The organism is Bacillus sp. FSL K6-1000 (assembly GCF_038630785.1).
GTDB classification, from domain to species: Bacteria; Bacillota; Bacilli; order Bacillales; family Bacillaceae; genus Bacillus; species Bacillus safensis.
This window is the reverse complement of sequence record NZ_CP152042.1, coordinates 3,352,724-3,371,103: the sequence shown is the minus strand read 5'-3', so window position 1 is coordinate 3,371,103 and position 18,380 is coordinate 3,352,724. Positions and strand designations below refer to the sequence as shown.

At 42.3% G+C, this 18,380-nt stretch carries 20 protein-coding genes; 18 read left to right on the top strand and 2 right to left on the bottom strand.

The features are described from left to right. Positions 1–35: 35 nt before the first annotated feature. The gene (locus MHI46_RS17550; RefSeq protein WP_342502974.1) at positions 36–566 is read right to left on the bottom strand and encodes a DUF2529 domain-containing protein; all 531 of its coding nucleotides are present in this window, start codon (positions 564–566) and stop codon (positions 36–38) included. A 180-nt stretch (positions 567–746) separates the two neighbouring features. Here MHI46_RS17550 and MHI46_RS17545 point away from each other — a divergent pair, with 180 nt between their 5' ends. The 10 genes from MHI46_RS17545 (at position 747) to MHI46_RS17500 (ending at position 11,142) form a co-directional block, all read left to right on the top strand. Continuing rightward, positions 747–1,121 carry a response regulator gene (locus MHI46_RS17545; protein ID WP_003214681.1) on the top strand — a complete coding sequence of 125 codons (375 nt, stop codon included), beginning with the start codon at positions 747–749 and terminating at the stop codon, positions 1,119–1,121. Positions 1,122–1,299: 178 nt separating this feature from the next. Further along, the gene (locus tag MHI46_RS17540) at positions 1,300–2,157 is read left to right on the top strand and encodes a class II fructose-bisphosphate aldolase (protein WP_024423748.1); all 858 of its coding nucleotides are present in this window, start codon (positions 1,300–1,302) and stop codon (positions 2,155–2,157) included. A 111-nt stretch (positions 2,158–2,268) separates the two neighbouring features. After that, positions 2,269–2,907 (top strand): fructose-6-phosphate aldolase, encoded by a 639-nt coding sequence (gene fsa, locus MHI46_RS17535; RefSeq protein ID WP_024426351.1) that lies wholly within the window; start codon positions 2,269–2,271, stop codon positions 2,905–2,907. Between the two features lie 247 nt (positions 2,908–3,154). Further along, on the top strand, positions 3,155–4,444 hold the full coding sequence (locus tag MHI46_RS17530; protein WP_024423746.1) for a UDP-N-acetylglucosamine 1-carboxyvinyltransferase: 1,290 nt from the start codon (positions 3,155–3,157) through the stop codon (positions 4,442–4,444). A 32-nt stretch (positions 4,445–4,476) separates the two neighbouring features. Next, positions 4,477–5,442 (top strand): class II fructose-bisphosphatase, encoded by a 966-nt coding sequence (gene glpX / locus MHI46_RS17525; protein ID WP_012011567.1) that lies wholly within the window; start codon positions 4,477–4,479, stop codon positions 5,440–5,442. 366 nt (positions 5,443–5,808) lie between these two features. Beyond that, positions 5,809–7,092, top strand: coding sequence for a transcription termination factor Rho (gene rho / locus MHI46_RS17520; protein ID WP_008354975.1), 1,284 nt, complete (start codon positions 5,809–5,811; stop codon positions 7,090–7,092). A 132-nt stretch (positions 7,093–7,224) separates the two neighbouring features. Then, positions 7,225–7,425, top strand: coding sequence for a 50S ribosomal protein L31 (gene rpmE / locus MHI46_RS17515; protein WP_003215407.1), 201 nt, complete (start codon positions 7,225–7,227; stop codon positions 7,423–7,425). 87 nt (positions 7,426–7,512) lie between these two features. Continuing rightward, positions 7,513–8,115: a thymidine kinase gene (locus tag MHI46_RS17510; RefSeq protein ID WP_024426350.1), complete on the top strand. Its 603-nt coding sequence runs from the start codon at positions 7,513–7,515 to the stop codon at positions 8,113–8,115. A 279-nt stretch (positions 8,116–8,394) separates the two neighbouring features. Next, positions 8,395–10,095, top strand: a complete 1,701-nt coding sequence (gene malS / locus MHI46_RS17505) for an oxaloacetate-decarboxylating malate dehydrogenase (RefSeq protein WP_039182140.1) — start codon at positions 8,395–8,397, stop codon at positions 10,093–10,095. Between the two features lie 90 nt (positions 10,096–10,185). Next, positions 10,186–11,142 (top strand): AEC family transporter, encoded by a 957-nt coding sequence (locus MHI46_RS17500; protein ID WP_039182138.1) that lies wholly within the window; start codon positions 10,186–10,188, stop codon positions 11,140–11,142. Positions 11,143–11,373: 231 nt separating this feature from the next. Here MHI46_RS17500 and racA read toward each other — a convergent pair whose 3' ends face one another. Beyond that, complete coding sequence (gene racA / locus MHI46_RS17495) at positions 11,374–11,922, bottom strand: chromosome-anchoring protein RacA (protein ID WP_342502973.1); 549 nt, start codon at positions 11,920–11,922, stop codon at positions 11,374–11,376. Positions 11,923–12,132: 210 nt separating this feature from the next. Here racA and prfA point away from each other — a divergent pair, with 210 nt between their 5' ends. The 8 genes from prfA to MHI46_RS17455 all read left to right on the top strand — a co-directional run bounded on the left by prfA (position 12,133) and on the right by MHI46_RS17455 (position 18,330). Further along, a complete protein-coding gene (prfA, locus tag MHI46_RS17490; protein ID WP_039182133.1) occupies positions 12,133–13,200 on the top strand; it encodes a peptide chain release factor 1 in 1,068 nt (355 codons plus the stop codon). Then, a complete protein-coding gene (gene prmC / locus MHI46_RS17485) occupies positions 13,190–14,074 on the top strand; it encodes a peptide chain release factor N(5)-glutamine methyltransferase (protein WP_106025520.1) in 885 nt (294 codons plus the stop codon). The genes prfA and prmC overlap by 11 nt, the downstream gene beginning before the upstream one ends. A gap of 141 nt (positions 14,075–14,215) precedes the next feature. Further along, positions 14,216–14,695, top strand: a complete 480-nt coding sequence (locus tag MHI46_RS17480; RefSeq protein WP_058838603.1) for a hypothetical protein — start codon at positions 14,216–14,218, stop codon at positions 14,693–14,695. A 122-nt stretch (positions 14,696–14,817) separates the two neighbouring features. Then, entirely contained in the window at positions 14,818–15,471 is a 654-nt protein-coding gene (gene spoIIR, locus MHI46_RS17475) for a stage II sporulation protein R (RefSeq protein WP_231746893.1), read from the top strand. Between the two features lie 64 nt (positions 15,472–15,535). Then, positions 15,536–15,979: a hypothetical protein gene (locus MHI46_RS17470; RefSeq protein ID WP_059376369.1), complete on the top strand. Its 444-nt coding sequence runs from the start codon at positions 15,536–15,538 to the stop codon at positions 15,977–15,979. Positions 15,980–16,140: 161 nt separating this feature from the next. Continuing rightward, on the top strand, positions 16,141–17,193 hold the full coding sequence (locus tag MHI46_RS17465; RefSeq protein ID WP_058838554.1) for an L-threonylcarbamoyladenylate synthase: 1,053 nt from the start codon (positions 16,141–16,143) through the stop codon (positions 17,191–17,193). Positions 17,194–17,253: 60 nt separating this feature from the next. Beyond that, on the top strand, positions 17,254–17,808 hold the full coding sequence (locus tag MHI46_RS17460; RefSeq protein WP_039182117.1) for a manganese efflux pump: 555 nt from the start codon (positions 17,254–17,256) through the stop codon (positions 17,806–17,808). Positions 17,809–17,871: 63 nt separating this feature from the next. Further along, complete coding sequence (locus tag MHI46_RS17455; RefSeq protein WP_342502972.1) at positions 17,872–18,330, top strand: low molecular weight protein arginine phosphatase; 459 nt, start codon at positions 17,872–17,874, stop codon at positions 18,328–18,330. Positions 18,331–18,380: the final 50 nt, after the last annotated feature.

Below are 18,380 nucleotides of genomic sequence, written 5' to 3'. Positions count from 1 at the left end.
AAAACTGCCGAGAATATCACTTCTCGGCAGTTTTTTTATTCATATTCCTCCACGATCTCCTTCACAGTAAACGATAGGGCGTGGTAGACGTATAAGCAGGTCATTAAAGCAGGAAAACCAAACCTTGTCCCATCTTCAGCGGGCACAAGCGGTTTCTTGAGCTGAAAATCAATGTGGACATCACAATGCTCTTCAATCGTGGACGGCTCCTTTTGTGCCGGCCCTACACCAACAACGGGTGTACCTTGTTCGTGCAGCTCTTTAACAAGAGATTGAATTTCCTGATCTTCTGGGTCTGAATAAAATAGCAGCACCCTGTCACTAGGTTGAAGTAAGCTGCGCTCCTTTTGATCGAGCGGCAGCACTTTCGCACCGGGAAACGGCTCATTGCTTTCAGATGCCTCTAGGGCGACAGCAGCCAGTTCATTCTTTCCGTGAAAATAAACGGCCTGTCCACTGACAACAGCCTGTGCAAGAAGGCGTGCACCGTCCTCAATCGCTTCAGCCTGCTTTTCTCCAATACGTGAAAAAATACCTGATAACTGGGTCGTAAAAATTTTTAACAAGACTCATTTCCTCCTTCGGTCAGATCATTTTATAATAGAATATAAAGAGAATATTAGGAAAAATGCTCAGAAAATGTCGTAAAGTAAACTATTATAATTAAAGGAAATGTGAAAATCAAACAGAATTATTTAACAACAGCTCTTTTTATGGCGAAAAATGAAAGCAATGGGGTGTAACAGATGAATGAGAAAATTTTAATTGTCGATGATCAGTACGGTATTAGAATATTATTGAATGAAGTGTTTCATAAAGAAGGCTATCAAACCTTCCAAGCTGCCAATGGACTACAGGCATTAGATATTGTGAAAAACCATAGACCGAACCTTGTCCTGCTTGATATGAAAATCCCCGGAATGGATGGTATCGAAATTTTAAAACGGATGAAATTAATTGATGAAGACATCCGTGTCATCATTATGACAGCCTATGGCGAATTAGATATGATCCAAGAATCCAAAGAACTCGGTGCATTGACGCACTTCGCTAAGCCGTTTGATATTGATGAAATCCGAGATGCTGTCAAAGAATACTTGCCGCTTGAAACAAATGGCTAGATGGAAATGATTGAATCGAGTCATTCTGTTGCCGATTTGTCGAATAATTGGTATCCTATAAAGGAAGAAGAAAGCGATCTGACTTTGAAAGTTTACATATGGCGAGAAATTCTGGTCATGCTAGGGTGGAGAGCTTTTTTTAGCAAGCAAATTAGCTACATAGGGAGGATTTTTCATCATGCCTTTAGTTTCAATGACAGAAATGTTGAAAGACGCAAAGGAAAAAGGTTACGCTGTTGGACAGTTTAACTTAAATAACTTAGAATTCACGCAAGCGATTTTACAAGCTGCTGAAGAAGAGAAATCTCCTGTTATCTTAGGAGTATCTGAAGGAGCAGGACGCTACATGGGCGGCTTCAAAACAGTTGTCGCAATGGTTAAAGCGTTAATCGAAGAATATAATGTAACAGTTCCTGTTGCGATTCATTTAGATCACGGTTCAAGCTTTGAATCTTGTGCAAAAGCGATTCATGCAGGATTTACTTCTGTCATGATCGATGCTTCTCACCACCCATTTGATGAGAATGTGGAAACAACTGCGAAAGTTGTTGAACTTGCACATTTCCATGGTGTGTCTGTTGAAGCTGAACTTGGAACTGTTGGTGGGCAAGAAGATGACGTCATCGCTGAGGGCGTTATTTATGCTGATCCAAAAGAGTGCCAAGAGCTTGTAGAACGCACTGGTATTGACTGCCTTGCACCTGCATTAGGTTCAGTACATGGTCCATACAAAGGTGAACCAAACCTTGGTTTCGCTGAAATGGAAGAAATCGGTAAAACGACTGGCCTTCCACTTGTTCTTCACGGCGGAACAGGTATCCCAACTGCTGACATCAAGCGTGCAATTTCACTTGGTACAGCAAAAATCAATGTAAACACTGAAAACCAAATTGCTTCTGCGAAAGCAGTACGCGAAACACTTGCTGCAAAAACAGAAGAGTATGATCCACGTAAATATCTTGGACCAGCTCGTGACGCAATTAAAGCGACTGTTATCGGCAAAATGCGCGAATTTGGTTCTTCTAACCAAGCATAATTTGATGAGAACCGAAAGCCGCCTGAGTCACAGGCGGTTTTCTCCATATCTCGAGAAAGCGCAATCAAATTTACATTTCAGACAATTTATTGATAGGAGAGTGGCACAGTTATGTTATTTTTCGTAGATACAGCGAATATTGAAGACATCAAAGAGGCGCACGAGCTTGGCATTTTAGCAGGCGTCACAACAAACCCTAGTTTAGTAGCGAAAGAAAAGGACGTATCATTCCACGACCGCCTTCGTGAAATCACTGACGTGGTATCAGGCTCTGTCAGTGCAGAAGTGATTTCCTTAAAAGCAGAGGAAATGATTGAAGAAGGAAAAGAGCTTGCTGCTATCGCACCAAATATCACGGTCAAAATTCCAATGACTACAGATGGCCTTAAAGCTGTTAAAGCATTAACGGACCTTGGGATTAAAACAAACGTCACATTGATTTTTAGTGCAAACCAGGCACTTCTTGCAGCTAGAGCTGGTGCGACGTATGTTTCTCCATTCCTTGGCCGCCTAGATGATATTGGCCAAAATGGTCTTGATCTCATAAGCGAAGTGAAAACTATTTTTGATGTTCATGGATTAGATACACAAATCATTGCTGCATCCATTCGTCACCCGCAGCATGTGACAGAAGCTGCGCTTAGAGGTGCTCATATCGGCACAATGCCGCTGAAAGTCATCAAGCAGCTGACGAAACACCCATTAACGGATGCAGGCATTGAGCAATTTTTAGCAGACTGGAATAAATAAATGATTGTGGCAGGCGGGATCGTCTCTCGTTTGCCGCAGTTTTCCTTATAAACGCTAAGAAATGTTTTGTGCAAAGAAGAGAACATCACAGCCTCGCAAAGCTTCGATTATTTTTCTTCCGACAAATTTCGTTTAACCTGTATTCTTTCTCTTGATATTGGCTAAATTTTGGACAAGACCTTTTAAAGCGCGACATCCACAAACAGTATAACTCCAACAGTGATCTTCTTTAAGAAGGGAGACAAATATGGAAAAGTTAAACATTGCCGGCGGTGATCCCTTGCGCGGGACCGTACATATTAGTGGTGCGAAAAATAGTGCTGTGGCACTGATTCCTGCCACGATTCTCGCTGATTCTCCAGTAACCATTGAAGGCCTTCCGCATATATCAGATATCGACACATTGCGAGATCTGTTAGAAGAAATTGGCGGAAAGGTCACTTTTGAAAAAGGTGAAATGGTTGTTAATCCTGTTTCCATGATCAGTATGCCGCTTCCTAATGGAAAAGTGAAGAAACTGCGTGCATCCTATTATTTAATGGGAGCCATGCTGGGAAGATTCAAGCAGGCTGTCATCGGACTGCCAGGAGGATGTCACTTAGGACCTAGACCGATTGATCAGCATATCAAAGGCTTTGAAGCACTCGGAGCCGAGGTGACAAACGAGCAGGGTGCGATTTATTTGCGTGCTGAAAAATTAGTCGGAGCCCGGATTTATCTTGATGTTGTCAGTGTAGGTGCGACAATCAACATCATGCTGGCAGCCGTACTGGCTGAAGGAAAAACCGTGATTGAAAATGCTGCAAAGGAACCCGAAATTATTGATGTAGCGACACTGCTTGCAAGCATGGGTGCCAAAATCAAAGGTGCGGGGACCGATGTCATTCGAATCGAAGGTGTAGAATCCCTTCATGGCTGTAAGCATTCAATCATCCCTGACCGCATCGAAGCAGGAACATTTTTAATAGCTGGTGCAGCGATGGGAGATGAAGTTGTACTTGATAATGTGATCCCAACTCATTTAGAATCAATTACGGCGAAACTTAGAGAAATGGGGTTCACCATTGAAACGAGCAACGATCAGATGTTGATCGTTGGCAGAAACGAAGGACTCAAGCCTGTCGATATCAAAACCCTTGTGTATCCGGGCTTTCCGACTGATCTTCAACAGCCGATGACGGCGCTGTTAACAAAAGCGAAAGGCACGAGTGTGGTCACAGATACGATCTACTCAGCCCGCTTTAAGCATATTGACGAATTGCGCCGAATGGGTGCAAACATGAAGGTCGAAGGAAGATCCGCTATTATTACCGGACAAACGCAGCTTCAAGGAGCAAAGGTCAAAGCAAGTGATCTGCGTGCAGGAGCTTGTCTTGTTGTCGCAGGGCTAATGGCAGACGGTGTGACCGAAATCACAGGGCTTGAACATATAGACAGAGGATATAGTTTGCTTGAGAAGAAGCTTGAAGGCTTGGGTGCAACCATCTGGCGTGAAAAGCTGAATGATCAAGAAATAGAAGAACTTCAAAATTCATAAGGCTTTGACTGTGAGAGGAGATTTGGACAAAAATGGAAAGAAGTTTATCGATGGAACTAGTACGGGTGACAGAAGCAGCTGCATTAAAATCTGCCCGTTGGATGGGAAGAGGATTAAAAGACGAAGCGGATGATGCTGCAACAAGTGCAATGCGTGATGTATTTGACACCATTCCGATGAAGGGAACAGTGGTGATTGGCGAAGGGGAAATGGACGAAGCACCAATGCTTTATATTGGGGAAAAGCTTGGGAACGGATATGGACCTCGCGTGGATGTCGCTGTTGATCCATTAGAAGGAACAAACATTGTGGCAAGCGGCGGCTGGAATGCCTTAGCTGTCATTGCAGTTGCAGATCATGGCAACCTGCTGAATGCACCTGATATGTACATGGATAAGATCGCAGTAGGTCCAGAAGCAGTAGGCTGCATCGATATTGAAGCGCCTGTCATTGATAATCTTCGCGCTGTTGCAAAAGCGAAAAACAAAGATATTGAAGATGTGGTTGCAACGATTTTAAACAGAGATCGACATGAAAAAATTATTGCTGAACTGAGAGAAGCAGGAGCAAGAATTAAACTGATCGATGATGGTGACGTTGCAGGAGCCATTAATACAGCATTTGATCACACAGGTGTTGATATTCTATTTGGTTCAGGCGGAGCGCCTGAGGGTGTCCTTTCTGCTGTTGCATTAAAGGCACTTGGTGGTGAAATTCATGGTAAGCTTCTTCCTCAAAGTGAAGAAGAATTAAGACGCTGTGAGAAAATGGGGCTGGATGTTGGTAAAGTCCTCAGAATGGAAGATCTCGTAAAAGGAGATGACGCCATTTTTGCAGCGACAGGTGTAACAGACGGGGAATTACTTAAAGGTGTTCAATTCAAAGGCTCTGTTGGAACAACACATAGTGTTGTCATGCGTGCGAAATCGGGTACAGTTCGTTTCGTAGACGGCAGACACAGCTTAAAGAAAAAACCGAATCTTGTCATTCGTCCGTAATCTGAAAGCGGGTATTCATTACCCGCTTTTCATATAGGTGTCAAATGTATATCATTTTCTTTTTAAAGTTGAATATTCTCTGCAAATGAGGTAAAACTAAAGAGTGCTGCGAAATTTTCTGCGAATTTACTTCTTTTAAGCTTCAACAAGTTTAAATACTGCCGCATCATGACGATATACTCATTATCCTTCTCTATGTTAAAAAAGCTCTATTTCACATTGTTCCTATCTTTCACGATAAAACGAGTGGGAGCGTTACCATCAGAGCGAGGTCATTCCAACAACAACGGAATTAAAAAGCTAATCAAATACAATGGTCATGCATTTGTAAAGAAATACATTGACTAGAAAAGTGTGGTGTCCATATTGAAAGATGTTTCGATTTCATCTTTGGAAAATATGAAATTAAAAGAGCTGTATGAGTTAGCAAAACGATACAAAATCTCTTATTACAGCAAACTAACAAAAAAAGAATTAATTTTTGCCATCTTAAAGGCGAATGCTGAGCAAGAGGATCTCTTATTTATGGAAGGGGTTCTTGAAATTATTCAGTCTGAGGGATTTGGTTTCTTAAGACCGATTAACTACTCCCCAAGTTCTGAAGACATTTATATTTCAGCTTCACAAATCAGACGCTTTGATTTACGAAATGGAGATAAAGTGTCTGGAAAGGTACGACCTCCAAAAGAGAATGAACGCTACTATGGCCTCCTTCATGTAGAAGCGGTAAATGGGGACGACCCAGAATCAGCAAAGGAACGTGTTCACTTTCCTGCACTCACACCGCTATTTCCTGACCGTCAAATGATTCTTGAAACACAGCCTAATCACCTGTCTACTAGAATTATGGACATGATGGCGCCAGTTGGATTTGGACAGCGTGGTTTAATCGTTGCACCGCCTAAGGCTGGGAAAACCATTTTGCTTAAAGAAATTGCCAACAGTATTTCTGAAAATCACCCAGAGGCAGAGCTGATTGTCCTTTTGATTGATGAACGACCAGAAGAAGTAACAGATATCGAACGTTCTGTTGCAGGGGATGTTGTTAGTTCAACCTTTGACGAAGTACCGGAAAACCACATTAAAGTAGCAGAGCTTGTCTTAGAGCGTGCGATGCGTCTTGTTGAACATAAAAAAGATGTCATCATCTTAATGGACAGCATCACAAGGCTTGCTCGTGCATACAACCTTGTGATTCCGCCAAGCGGCCGAACACTTTCAGGTGGTATTGATCCTGCGGCTTTCCATCGTCCAAAACGCTTCTTTGGTGCTGCGCGTAACATTGAAGAAGGCGGAAGCTTGACGATTTTAGCCACTGCACTTGTTGATACAGGATCACGTATGGATGACGTGATTTATGAAGAGTTTAAAGGAACTGGAAACATGGAGCTTCATTTGGACCGTTCTTTGGCCGAAAGAAGAATTTTCCCTGCGATCGACATTCGCCGTTCTGGTACGAGAAAAGAAGAACTGCTTGTGCCAAAAGAGCATCTTGATCGTCTATGGGCGATGAGAAAATCGATGTCAGATACACCTGACTTCGCTGAGAAGTTCATGCGTAAAATGAGAAAAACAAAGACAAACCAAGAGTTTTTCGATATTTTAACGCAAGAATGGAAACAAGCCAATATGTCTGCATCAAGAAGATAGCTTCCCTGAAAAAATACATTTGCAATCATAGACTTACACTGTTATAATTTTATCATGTGCGTTTCAGAATTTATTTCTGAGATATTAACTCTGTTTCCGAATTGGATTCAGGGCGGAAGGAGATGACAGTAGATGAAAACAGGAATTCATCCTAACTACAAAAAAGCTACAGTCAAATGCGCTTGTGGAAATGAGTTTGAAACTGGATCAGTAAAAGAAGAGGTACGCATCGAGATTTGCTCTGAGTGCCATCCTTTCTATACAGGCCGTCAAAAATTCGCTTCTGCTGATGGACGTGTTGACCGCTTTAACAAAAAATACGGTCTTAAGTAATAATAGATACAATAAACAGGCAGGAATCCGTTCTTGCCTGTTTTTTTACGTGGATTGATGGAACTTTAAAACGGGGGAGAAGACCTTATGTATGTGATGAAACAAAGCGGTTGGCTTGAAGTCATCTGCGGTAGTATGTTTTCTGGAAAGTCGGAAGAATTGATTCGGAGAGCCAAAAGGGCCACCTTTGCCAAACAAGAAGTAAAAATATTCAAACCATCGATTGATAACCGATATAGTACAAGCTCAGTTGTGTCACATAACGGTTCATCATTAGATGGGATTGCAGTAGCCTCACCAAAAGACATAATAACGCACATATCAGAAAGAACCGATGTCATTGGCATTGATGAGGTGCAATTTTTTGATGAGACAATCATTGACATTGTCACTCAATTGGCTGACCAAGGCTACCGAGTCATTGTTGCAGGTCTGGATCAAGACTTCAGAGGAGAGCCATTTGGTGTTGTTCCGCATTTAATGGCATGTGCAGAGCTTGTAACAAAACTTCAAGCAGTTTGTTCGGTATGCGGCTCCCCAGCGAGTAGAACACAACGCTTGATCGACGGTAAACCCGCATCCTATGATGATCCTATTATTTTAGTAGGTGCGCAGGAATCATACGAAGCACGATGCAGACATCACCATGAAGTACCAAGACTTGATGTTGGTACAACACTTGACAAATAAAAAAATAGCAAATGCCGCTGTGTTTCGTTTTTCGAGATTTTGGCTGAACACCCATCATTTGTACTTAAATAAATTAAATAACACTACGATTAAATTATCTAATTTTCAACGCTTGCGTTTTGTTATAAGCAGGCATAAAATGACTAACTGTAGTGTAAAGCATTTAAACGAAAAGTTCGATTTCTTGTCATAATTTTTTTGATTAAGGATTTTTCTCCTTAATCGTTCTTTGGATTAATAGTTCACTTTATTTATATTTTAGAAAGAGGGTAGTTTTTGATGAACAACGTGAAGAAAACAAAAGAAGGGTACCTCGAAACCACTTTGACAGGTAAAGATGTATTATCGATTCCAACGTTGAACAAAGGCGTTGCTTTCTCTGAAGAAGAAAGACAAGAGCTTGGACTTGAAGGTTTACTTCCTCCAACCGTTCTCACTTTAGAACAGCAAGCAGAAAGAGCGTACAAGCAATTTCTAGCTCAGCCGGATCGTCTTCGTCAAAACGTATACTTAAGTGATTTACAAAACCGTAACGAAGTATTGTTCTACAAGCTTCTAACAGAAAAACTTCGTGAAATGCTTCCTGTTGTGTACACGCCAACTGTTGGTGAAGCGATTCAAGAATACAGCCATGAATACAGAAGACCTCATGGTGTCTATCTTTCAATCGACGACATTGACGGCATCGAGAAAGCATTTGAAAACTTGCACGCAACTGCTGGAGATATTGACCTCATCGTTGCAACTGACTCTGAGAGTATTCTTGGAATTGGTGACTGGGGTGTTGGTGGTATCAACATCGCAATCGGTAAATTAGCTGTTTACACGGCTGCAGCAGGTATTGATCCTAGCCGCGTAATTCCAGTTGTATTAGATGTTGGAACAAACAATGAAAAATTATTGAATGATCCATTATACATCGGGAACCATCACAAACGTGTACAAGGTGAAAAATACGAAGAATTCATTGATGCTTATGTAAAAGCAGCGCTTAAATTCTTCCCGAAAGCATTGCTGCACTGGGAAGACCTTGGAAACAAAAATGCGCGTAACATCATGAAAAAATACAATGATAACATCTTAACGTTCAACGATGATATTCAAGGTACTGGTGCCATTACTTTAGCGGGTGTTCTTGCAGCTGTCAAGAAAACTGGTACTCAATTGAAAGATCACCGTGTTGTCATCTTCGGAGCTGGATCTGCTGGTATCGGAATCGCAGATCAAATGCGTGACACAATGGTTCTTGAAGGTCTAACAGAAGAAGAAGCAAACAATGCATTCTGGACTTTAGACTACAGAGGATTGCTAACAGACCAATTTGAAGATGAAGTGCTTGATTTCCAAAAACCATACCTTCGTTCTTCTGATGAAGTAGAAGGCTGGGCACGAGATGAAAAAGGACAAATCTCATTTGCTGAAACGGTTCGCCAAGCGAAGCCAACAATTCTTATTGGTACTTCAGGTCAAGGCGGCGCATTCACTGAAGAAATCATTAAAGAAATGGCAGCTCATACAGAGCGTCCAGTGATCATGCCGATGTCTAACCCAACACCGCTTGCTGAAGCAGTGCCAGAGGATCTATTCAAATGGACTGACGGCCGTGCACTTGTTGCAACAGGAAGCCCGTTCGAAAACGTTGAGTATAACGGAATCGAACATGAAATCGGACAATCAAACAATGCGTTCGTTTTCCCTGGACTTGGTCTTGGTTCAATCGTAACAGAATCAAAAATCATCACAAAAGGCATGTTCGTTGCTTCTGCAAATGCAATTGCTGAAATGGTTGATCATGAGAAACCAGGTGCTGGTCTTCTTCCAAGTATTGATAAATTGCAAGAAGTGTCAATTCATGTGGCTGTTGAAGTAGCGAAAGCAGCAATTGAAGATGGTGTCGCAAGAAAAACGCCGGACAACATCGAACAAGCTGTGAAAGACGCAATGTGGATTCCTGAATATAAAAAAATAGTAAGAGCATAATAAAATGTGTAACGCGGCATTGCTTCGGGTAATCTAAGCAATGCCGCAATAAATAAGAAACATGTAAAGGATTTAAGGAGGAATAGTAAGATGGACTTTTTAAATATTTTGATCCTCCTAGCACCGATTTTTTTCGTTATCGCGCTGGGTTGGTTCGCAGGACACTTCGGCAGCTATGACGCTAAATCTGCAAAAGGTGTAAGTACACTTGTAACAAAGTATGCTTTACCAGCGCACTTTATCGCCAGTATTCTGTCAACACCAAAAGATAAATTCTATAGTCAAATTCCATTTTTCGTTGCATTGATTTTCGGAATCGTTGGTTTTTATATCATTATCCTTTTAGTTACGAAATTTGCTTTTAAATATGATTTAACAGACTCATCTGTTTTCTCATTAAACTCAGCACAACCGACCTTTGCATTTATGGGGATTCCGGTCTTGGGCAGTTTATTTGGGGCTCAAGAAGTTGCAATTCCGATTGCGATTACCGGAATAGTTGTAAATGCAATGCTTGATCCAATTGCAATTATTGTATCAACTGTCGGTGAAAAAACAAAAGGGAAAACCAAAGACGGCGAAAGCTTCCTAAAAATGACGACAAAAGCAATTTTGCACGGTTTATCAGAGCCGCTTGCACTTGCACCGTTAGCCAGTATCATTCTTGTTCTTTTAGGATTTAAACTTCCTGCAATTGGACATGAAATGTTAGAGGAAATTGGCAGTGTTACATCAGGGGTTGCGCTATTCGCAGTCGGTGTCACTGTTGGTATCCGCAAAATTAAATTAAGCTTGCCGGCCTTCAGTATTGCATTGCTAAAAGTAGCTGTACAACCAATACTTATGTATCTTATTGCGGTTCTTATGGGTCTTTCGGCTGATGAAATTACAAAAGCTGTATTACTTGTAGCCTTCCCAGGTTCAGCTGTTGCAGCAATGATCGCAACACGATTTGAAAAACAAGAGGCGGAAACTGCATCCGCATTTGTCATCAGTGCCATCATGTCACTCATCACATTACCGATCATTATTGCTCTTACCGTATAATATAGTAAAAAGGCTGCCTCGAGGCAGCCTTCAGCGTGTAGACAAACCCTCGCATTCGTTGTCAGTCCTGCGCTCCGGTGCTCACGAATGTCAAATTCGCTCCGCTCCGATGCTCGTCCTTCCTAGACTGCAAAGGTTTTCTATCACGCTGAAAGAAGACAAAGGGCTAAAATCAAGATTATTTTAGCCCTTTGTCAAAAATCTGAAGGCTGCCTCAATAGGCAGCCTTTCTTAGCGAAATGAATGAAACAGAGGGAAGAGTACACGCTTTTTTTTGAGGTCAGGGGGTGCGATTTCCTTTTTTTCTTCTGCTTGTGACGGTTGTTTCAAGGTTGCGGCGAGGCGGTCAAATTTTGTGGATAAATCTTCAATTTCTCTGCGGTGCTGAAGCAGTTGATACGATACACCTTCATCTGCTTTTTTAGCCAATTTCCGTTCAAGTTCTTGCAGGTGGTCTTCGACATCAGTGACGTGTAATTGCTGCTGGATGAGCGCTTTTACTTGTTTTTCTAATGCTTCAATCCGCTGTTTGGAGACATCAGTTTCGACAGCAGGTGCTGATTGACGAACGGTTTCCTTATGGATTGGCAGTTGAATATCTTGGAGGATCACACCTTCACTCATCTGGTGTTTGACCTCTTTGAGCAGCTGTACAATATCTTCATGAAATTCATAATGTCCAAGTTCATTCCGGGCGACAGGGATGTTGAGCTGTTTGACCCAACGCTGAATCGTCTTTGAAGAAACACCAATTTCCTTTGCAACCTCATTTGTATTCAAACCAAATGCCCTCCCTTTTTTCAATTACAAGTACCATTCTCTTTAAGGAGGACCTGTTCCTTCACGTTAGACAAAACAAGTAACCAATCGCCAAAGATCGTGTTTTCTAGCGAAAAATTGCAGAAAATCAATTGTTTTGGAAATTTTTTTGACTGTCATACCCCGCTATACTATAATTAGACTGTTACGCACAAAACAGAGGTGAAGACCATGTTAGACCGTTTAAAATCAATTGAAGAACGTTATGAAAAACTAAATGAATATTTAAGTGACCCTGAAGTGGTGAACGACACTACGAAGCTTCGTGAATATTCGAAAGAACAATCCGATATTCAAGAAACTGTTGAGGTATATAGACAATATCGTGCGGCATACGACCAGCTGAATGATGCGAAAGCAATGCTCGAAGAGAAGCTGGATGCTGAGATGCGCGACATGGTCAAAGAAGAAATTTCAGAGCTCACTGAGGAAACGGAACGTTTAGAAGACGAGCTGAAAATCTTGCTGATCCCGAAAGATCCGAATGACAACAAAAACGTTATTGTGGAGGTTCGTGGTGCAGCAGGCGGAGAAGAGGCTGCTCTTTTTGCAGGTAACCTTTACCGTATGTATAGCCGTTATGCTGAAATGCAAGGCTGGAAAACAGAAGTCATGGAAGCAAGTGTCACTGGCACAGGCGGTTATAAAGAAATCATCTTTATGATCAGTGGGAAAGGCGCATACTCCAAACTAAAGTTTGAGAATGGCGCACACCGCGTGCAGCGTGTTCCAGAAACGGAATCAGGCGGACGGATTCATACATCAACTGCGACAGTCGCTGTATTACCTGAGGCTGAGGAAGTTGAAATTGATATCCATGAAAAAGACATCCGTGTCGATACTTTCACATCTAGCGGACCTGGCGGACAGAGTGTAAACACGACAATGTCTGCTGTTCGATTAACTCACCTTCCAACAGGTGTTGTTGTATCCTGTCAGGATGAGAAATCACAAATTAAAAACAAAGAAAAAGCCATGAAAGTACTGCGTGCGAGAATTTATGATAAATTCCAGCGTGAAGCACAGGCTGAATATGATCAAACGCGTAAATCTGCGGTTGGAACAGGGGATCGTTCAGAGCGTATCCGTACGTACAACTTCCCGCAAAACCGTGTAACAGACCACCGCATCGGATTGACGATTCAAAAGCTTGATCAAATCTTAGAAGGAAAACTTGACGAGGTCATTGATGCACTAATTATGGAAGACCAAGCAAGAAAGCTTCAAGATGCAAAATAAAGAGCGAACAATCTTCGAAGCCCTTAAATGGGCTTCTTCTTTGTTAACGGAAGCTGGCAGAGACCAAAATGCAGCAGAACTCCTGTTGATGCATGTGCTCGGCTGGAGCAGAAGTGAGCTTCTTGCACGATTTCATGATGCGCTGCCTGAGGAGCAAGATCAACTGTTCAGCCAATTTGTGACGCAGCATAAGGCGGGTGTTCCTGTTCAGCATTTAACGGGTGTTGAATTCTTTTACGGACGTCCTTTCGAGGTGAACAAGTATGTTCTTATTCCTCGTCCTGAAACGGAAGAAGTTGTTCTAGCGGCGCTCAATTTGGTAGGTGACGTTTTCCCGCCCGATCAGCCGCTCAAAGCAGTTGACGTTGGCACAGGAAGCGGCGCCATTGCGATTACGCTCGCTCTTGAAAAAAAATCACTATCTGTCACAGCGACTGATATCTCACAAGAAGCACTTGCGGTAGCAAAGCGGAATCAACAAGCGCTCGGTGCAGACGTTCATTTTTTACATGGAGATTTACTTGAACCGGTTATAGCTCAAGGTATTAAAGTAGATGTATTTATTTCCAATCCACCTTATATTGCGGCGGAAGAAATGGACAGTCTGTCTGAGGTTGTGACGAAGCATGAGCCGGTGAATGCGCTGACGGACGGACGTGATGGCTTGTGGTTTTATAAACGTCTTGTTCGTGATCTTCACAGCGTGCTGAGTGAACAGGCAGTTGTTGTCTTTGAAATTGGACATACGCAAGGTCAAGATGTCACAGCGCTTCTCGTGCAGGCTTTTCCTGAAGCGCATGTCTACACCGTCAAAGATATTAATGGAAAAGATCGAGCTGTTTGCGCACACATTCAAAACGGAAAGTCCGGCTGAATATAGCCGGACTATTTTATTATGTAAAGATGAAACTTATGGTAAAAGAGAAACGTATATATAGAAGAATGAACATTCTGATCATGATTTTTTACATAAATTTGTTTTGAAGGAGCGAATGGTGTGAACAAAAGGTATGCGATGGTGTTGGTCATCGTCAGTGTACTATTGATTGTGAGTGCTTGTGGTAAACCGAGCTTTAAAAAAGAGGCAGCAGCATTTGGAGAAAGCTATAAAAAAGCACAATACACAGTGAATCGAACGGATGACCTATCTGATATGAAAGAGAAGCTGAAGGTTTATTTAACCGAACATGAATATCAAGAATATACACAAGACAGCATGTTCCCGAGCATATTAGAAGCGGCGAAGGATCAAGATTGTCAAATTAAGCTGAAGAAAATTATGTTTACGCCTTCAGATGAAAGCGATGACAGAATTGAATTTAACTATGAAATGGTGATCCAATTTATCGATCACAAAGGAAAAGTCAAAAAAGAAATCGAGAAAAAAGGGGCCATGACTGTTATTAAAACAGAATCTGGTTTAAAAATCAGCCGAGATTGGGATGGGAGACTGTACCCTTCTGACTACCAATCCTCACTCAAAAGTCGTTCTTAAAGAGAACGGCTTTTTTGTTTTGGCTCATAATCTATTAAAAAAATCATATTGACTGTTTATGAAATGAGTTTCCTGGACACAATGTTTGTAGCGAAGAGAAAAAGTGGGGGGAACACTCAATGTTGAAAAGTAAAACGATGATTTGTCTTTATATGTTTCTATTATTATGCGGTGCTTTTGCAAACCTTGGCAGAGAGGAGACGGCGGCTGCTTCTGCAAATCAGCCTGTTGTTATACCAGATGAAGCGATTCGATTACGCATTTTAGCAAATAGTGATCGTTCAGCGGATCAGGATGTGAAAAGAAGTATTCGTGACGAGGTCAATGCGAATATGACGGAGTGGGTCAAAGACCTCACATCCATTGAAGAAGCAAGACGAGTCATTCGATCAAAGCTGCCAGAAATCAATCGTATCGCCAAAGCGAAATTGAAGGAACAGCATATTGATCAATCTGTATCGGTCAGTTTTCAAAAAGCTTCATTTCCAACAAAACTCTATGGAAATTTCGTCTATCCTGCTGGGAAATATGAAGCCATTTTAATTACGCTTGGAGAAGGGGACGGAGCCAACTGGTGGTGTGTGTTATTCCCGCCGCTCTGTTTTATCGATTTTTCAAACGGAGAAGCCATTGCCTCACCAGAAGGCGATGAGGATAAACAAGTGACAGCGCAGCAAACGAAAGAGTCTGTCAATGAAGTGGTGAAAGAAGAGGAAGAAGAGACAGGTGAAGTGAAGTTCTTTTTGTTCGAATGGGTCTCTAGTCTTTTCTCTTAAAAAAGGTATAAATCGGTTTTTGCCTCATAGAGTTGAAGTAAGAGATCAAAAAAGAGGTGAAAGCATGTATTATCAATTAAGAATAGCCACAGAGGAAGATGTCCCGTCGATCAATGCTTTTCTTGAAAAGGGACAAGCAAAAGGCGGAGTAACGCTTGCAGAGCGAACGACATTTGTCGTGATGGAAGATGCGGATGGTCAGCTGGCAGGCTGCTTAGGTCTTGAACAGCTCAATGAACAAGAGGGATTGCTGCGGTCGCTTGTCATATCAGATAAGCTCGGTCAGGGGCACATTGTCTCCTTGTTCCAAAGCGTTCAAACGCTGGGAGAAAAAATAGGTGTGGATACTTTTTATGTCGTTGCAAACCATTCCTCTTCCCATGATTTTTTGGCATTAATGGGCTTTACGCCTTTAGAGGAAATCCCAGAAAGCATATGGAGCTCTGCACATGCAAAAGAGACATTGGGGAAAGAACAGGCTGTGGTCCTGCAAAAAAAAGGCAGTTAATCACAAAATGATGGACTTATACACATACTTATCCACTAGAAAACAAGCGTTATCCACAAATTGTGGACAACGCTTGTTTTATTGATCATCATCTTTTATACTTTCAAAAGGATAATTGAGATATATCAACAGTTTTATCTTTTTTAAAAGGAGTTTGTATGATGTTAAATACAAAAAGGTGGTCTGTGGATTTAGAAAAGGATTTATCCACATACTATCCACAAATTAAACAGGCGGCCGATCTGCTGCAGCAAAATGAAGTGGTTGCTTTCCCGACAGAGACCGTTTACGGACTCGGGGCAAATGCGAAAGAGACAGAAGCCGTGATGAAAATTTATGAAGCGAAAGGGCGTCCGAGTGATAATCCGTTGATTGTTCACATTGCGGAAGTTCAGCAGCTTCACGAATTTGCACAAATAGAAAGCGAAAAAGCGAAGGCACTGATGGATGCCTTTTGGCCGGGCGCCTTAACCATCGTTCTTCCGTGTAAGCCGGGCACTTTATCCAAGCAGGTTACGGCAGGTTTATCCACAGTAGGTGTGAGAATGCCTGACCATCCCATTGCGCTTGAGCTCATCCGAGCAGCTGGTCTGCCAATTGCTGCACCAAGTGCGAACCGTTCAGGGAAACCTTCACCAACACAAGCTGACCATGTAGCGAGTGACCTCGAAGGAAGAATCGCTGGAATTGTGGATGGCGGTTCAACTGGAATTGGCGTTGAGTCAACGGTTGTATCCTGTGTCGGTGAGACCCCAGTGATTTTAAGACCGGGCGGAATTACAAAAGAAGCATTAGAAGAGGTCGTGGGGACGGTGAGTGTGGATCCGGGGCTGACAAAAAAGGACGAGGCGCCAGTATCGCCAGGTATGAAATACACACACTATGCACCTGAAGCCCAGATGTATATCTTTCATGGAAGTGATGAAGACATGCAGCGGCACATTCAGAAATACAAAGCTGAAGGTCTAAAAGTCGGAGTGCTGACAACAGAAGAAAAGAAATCGCTATTTGCGGCAGATGTTGTGTACAGCTGTGGATGGAGAGAAAAACCTGAAACGGTTGCTGCAAACCTCTATCGTGTACTGAGACAATTTGATGAAACGGATGTAGACTTGATTATTTCAGAAGCCTTTCCAGAGCAAGGAGTTGGTTCTGCCATTATGAACCGTCTGCAAAAAGCCGCAGGAGGGCGTACACTCCCTTCGTTCCAATAGTTCTAACCTTTCTTGGACAAACATAGGTTAAAGGAGAATGTGTGTCCAAGGGGGATTTACATGAACGAACTAGCTGGCGAATTGCTGACGCTCAGCATCATGGCTTTTGCACTTGGAATGGATGCTTTTTCGGTTGGACTTGGTATGGGGATGATTCAGCTGAGGTTCCGCCAGATCATTTATATTGGACTTGTTATTGGGATATTTCATATGTTTATGCCGCTTTTTGGTATGCTGACAGGTCAGCTCTTATCCGGATGGCTCGGTCTTCTTGCCACCTATATTGGCGGGGCGCTGCTTTTGGTGCTGGGACTGCAAATGATCGTTGCTTCTATCCGCAAAGAAGATAAGCCCTTTATCGCACCTGTTGGGACTGGTCTCGTTCTTTTTGCTACAAGTGTCAGCCTAGACAGCTTCTCTGTTGGTTTAAGCCTCGGAATTTACGGTTCCCAGGTGTGGATGACTATATTATTGTTTGGTTTTTTTAGTATGCTCCTCACATGGCTCGGATTATTACTCGGTAAACAGGTTCGGTCATGGGTGGGTTCATATAGCGGCGCGCTTGGCGGAATTATTTTACTAGCCTTTGGTATCAAATTATTATTTCCGCTCTAGCCAGTCTCCTTACATAACATGTAGAATGAAATGCTATATAATAGAAGAAAAGGAGGGCGAAAGATGAAAATCTTATTTGTTTGTACGGGAAATACATGCAGAAGTCCAATGGCTCAAGCCCTTTTTGCTTCCATTGCAGATGAAAAAGGTTTAGAGGTCACTGTAAAATCAGCGGGCATTTTTGCCTCCGATGAAGGGAAGGCTTCTCCTCAAGCGATCGAAGCATTATTTGAGAAAAGCATTCCACTGAATCACTCATCATCAAAATTGACAGAGGAGCTTCTGCGCGAAGCTCATTACGTCTTCACGATGACTATGCAGCATAAACAGTTGATTACTGAGCAGTATGCGCATGCAATAGGCAAGGTCTTCACTTTAAAGGAATTTGCGACAGGAACAGAAGGCGATGTTTCCGACCCGTTTGGAGGAAGTCTTTCTGTTTATCAGGAAACTCGTGATGAACTTGAAGCCTTACTGCATCAGCTCGCTGAGAAATTGAAAAAAGATCATCATCATAGATAACCTGTAAAACCGTTGCGTCAACGGTTTTTCTGCTTTTGTTTGCAAATCAC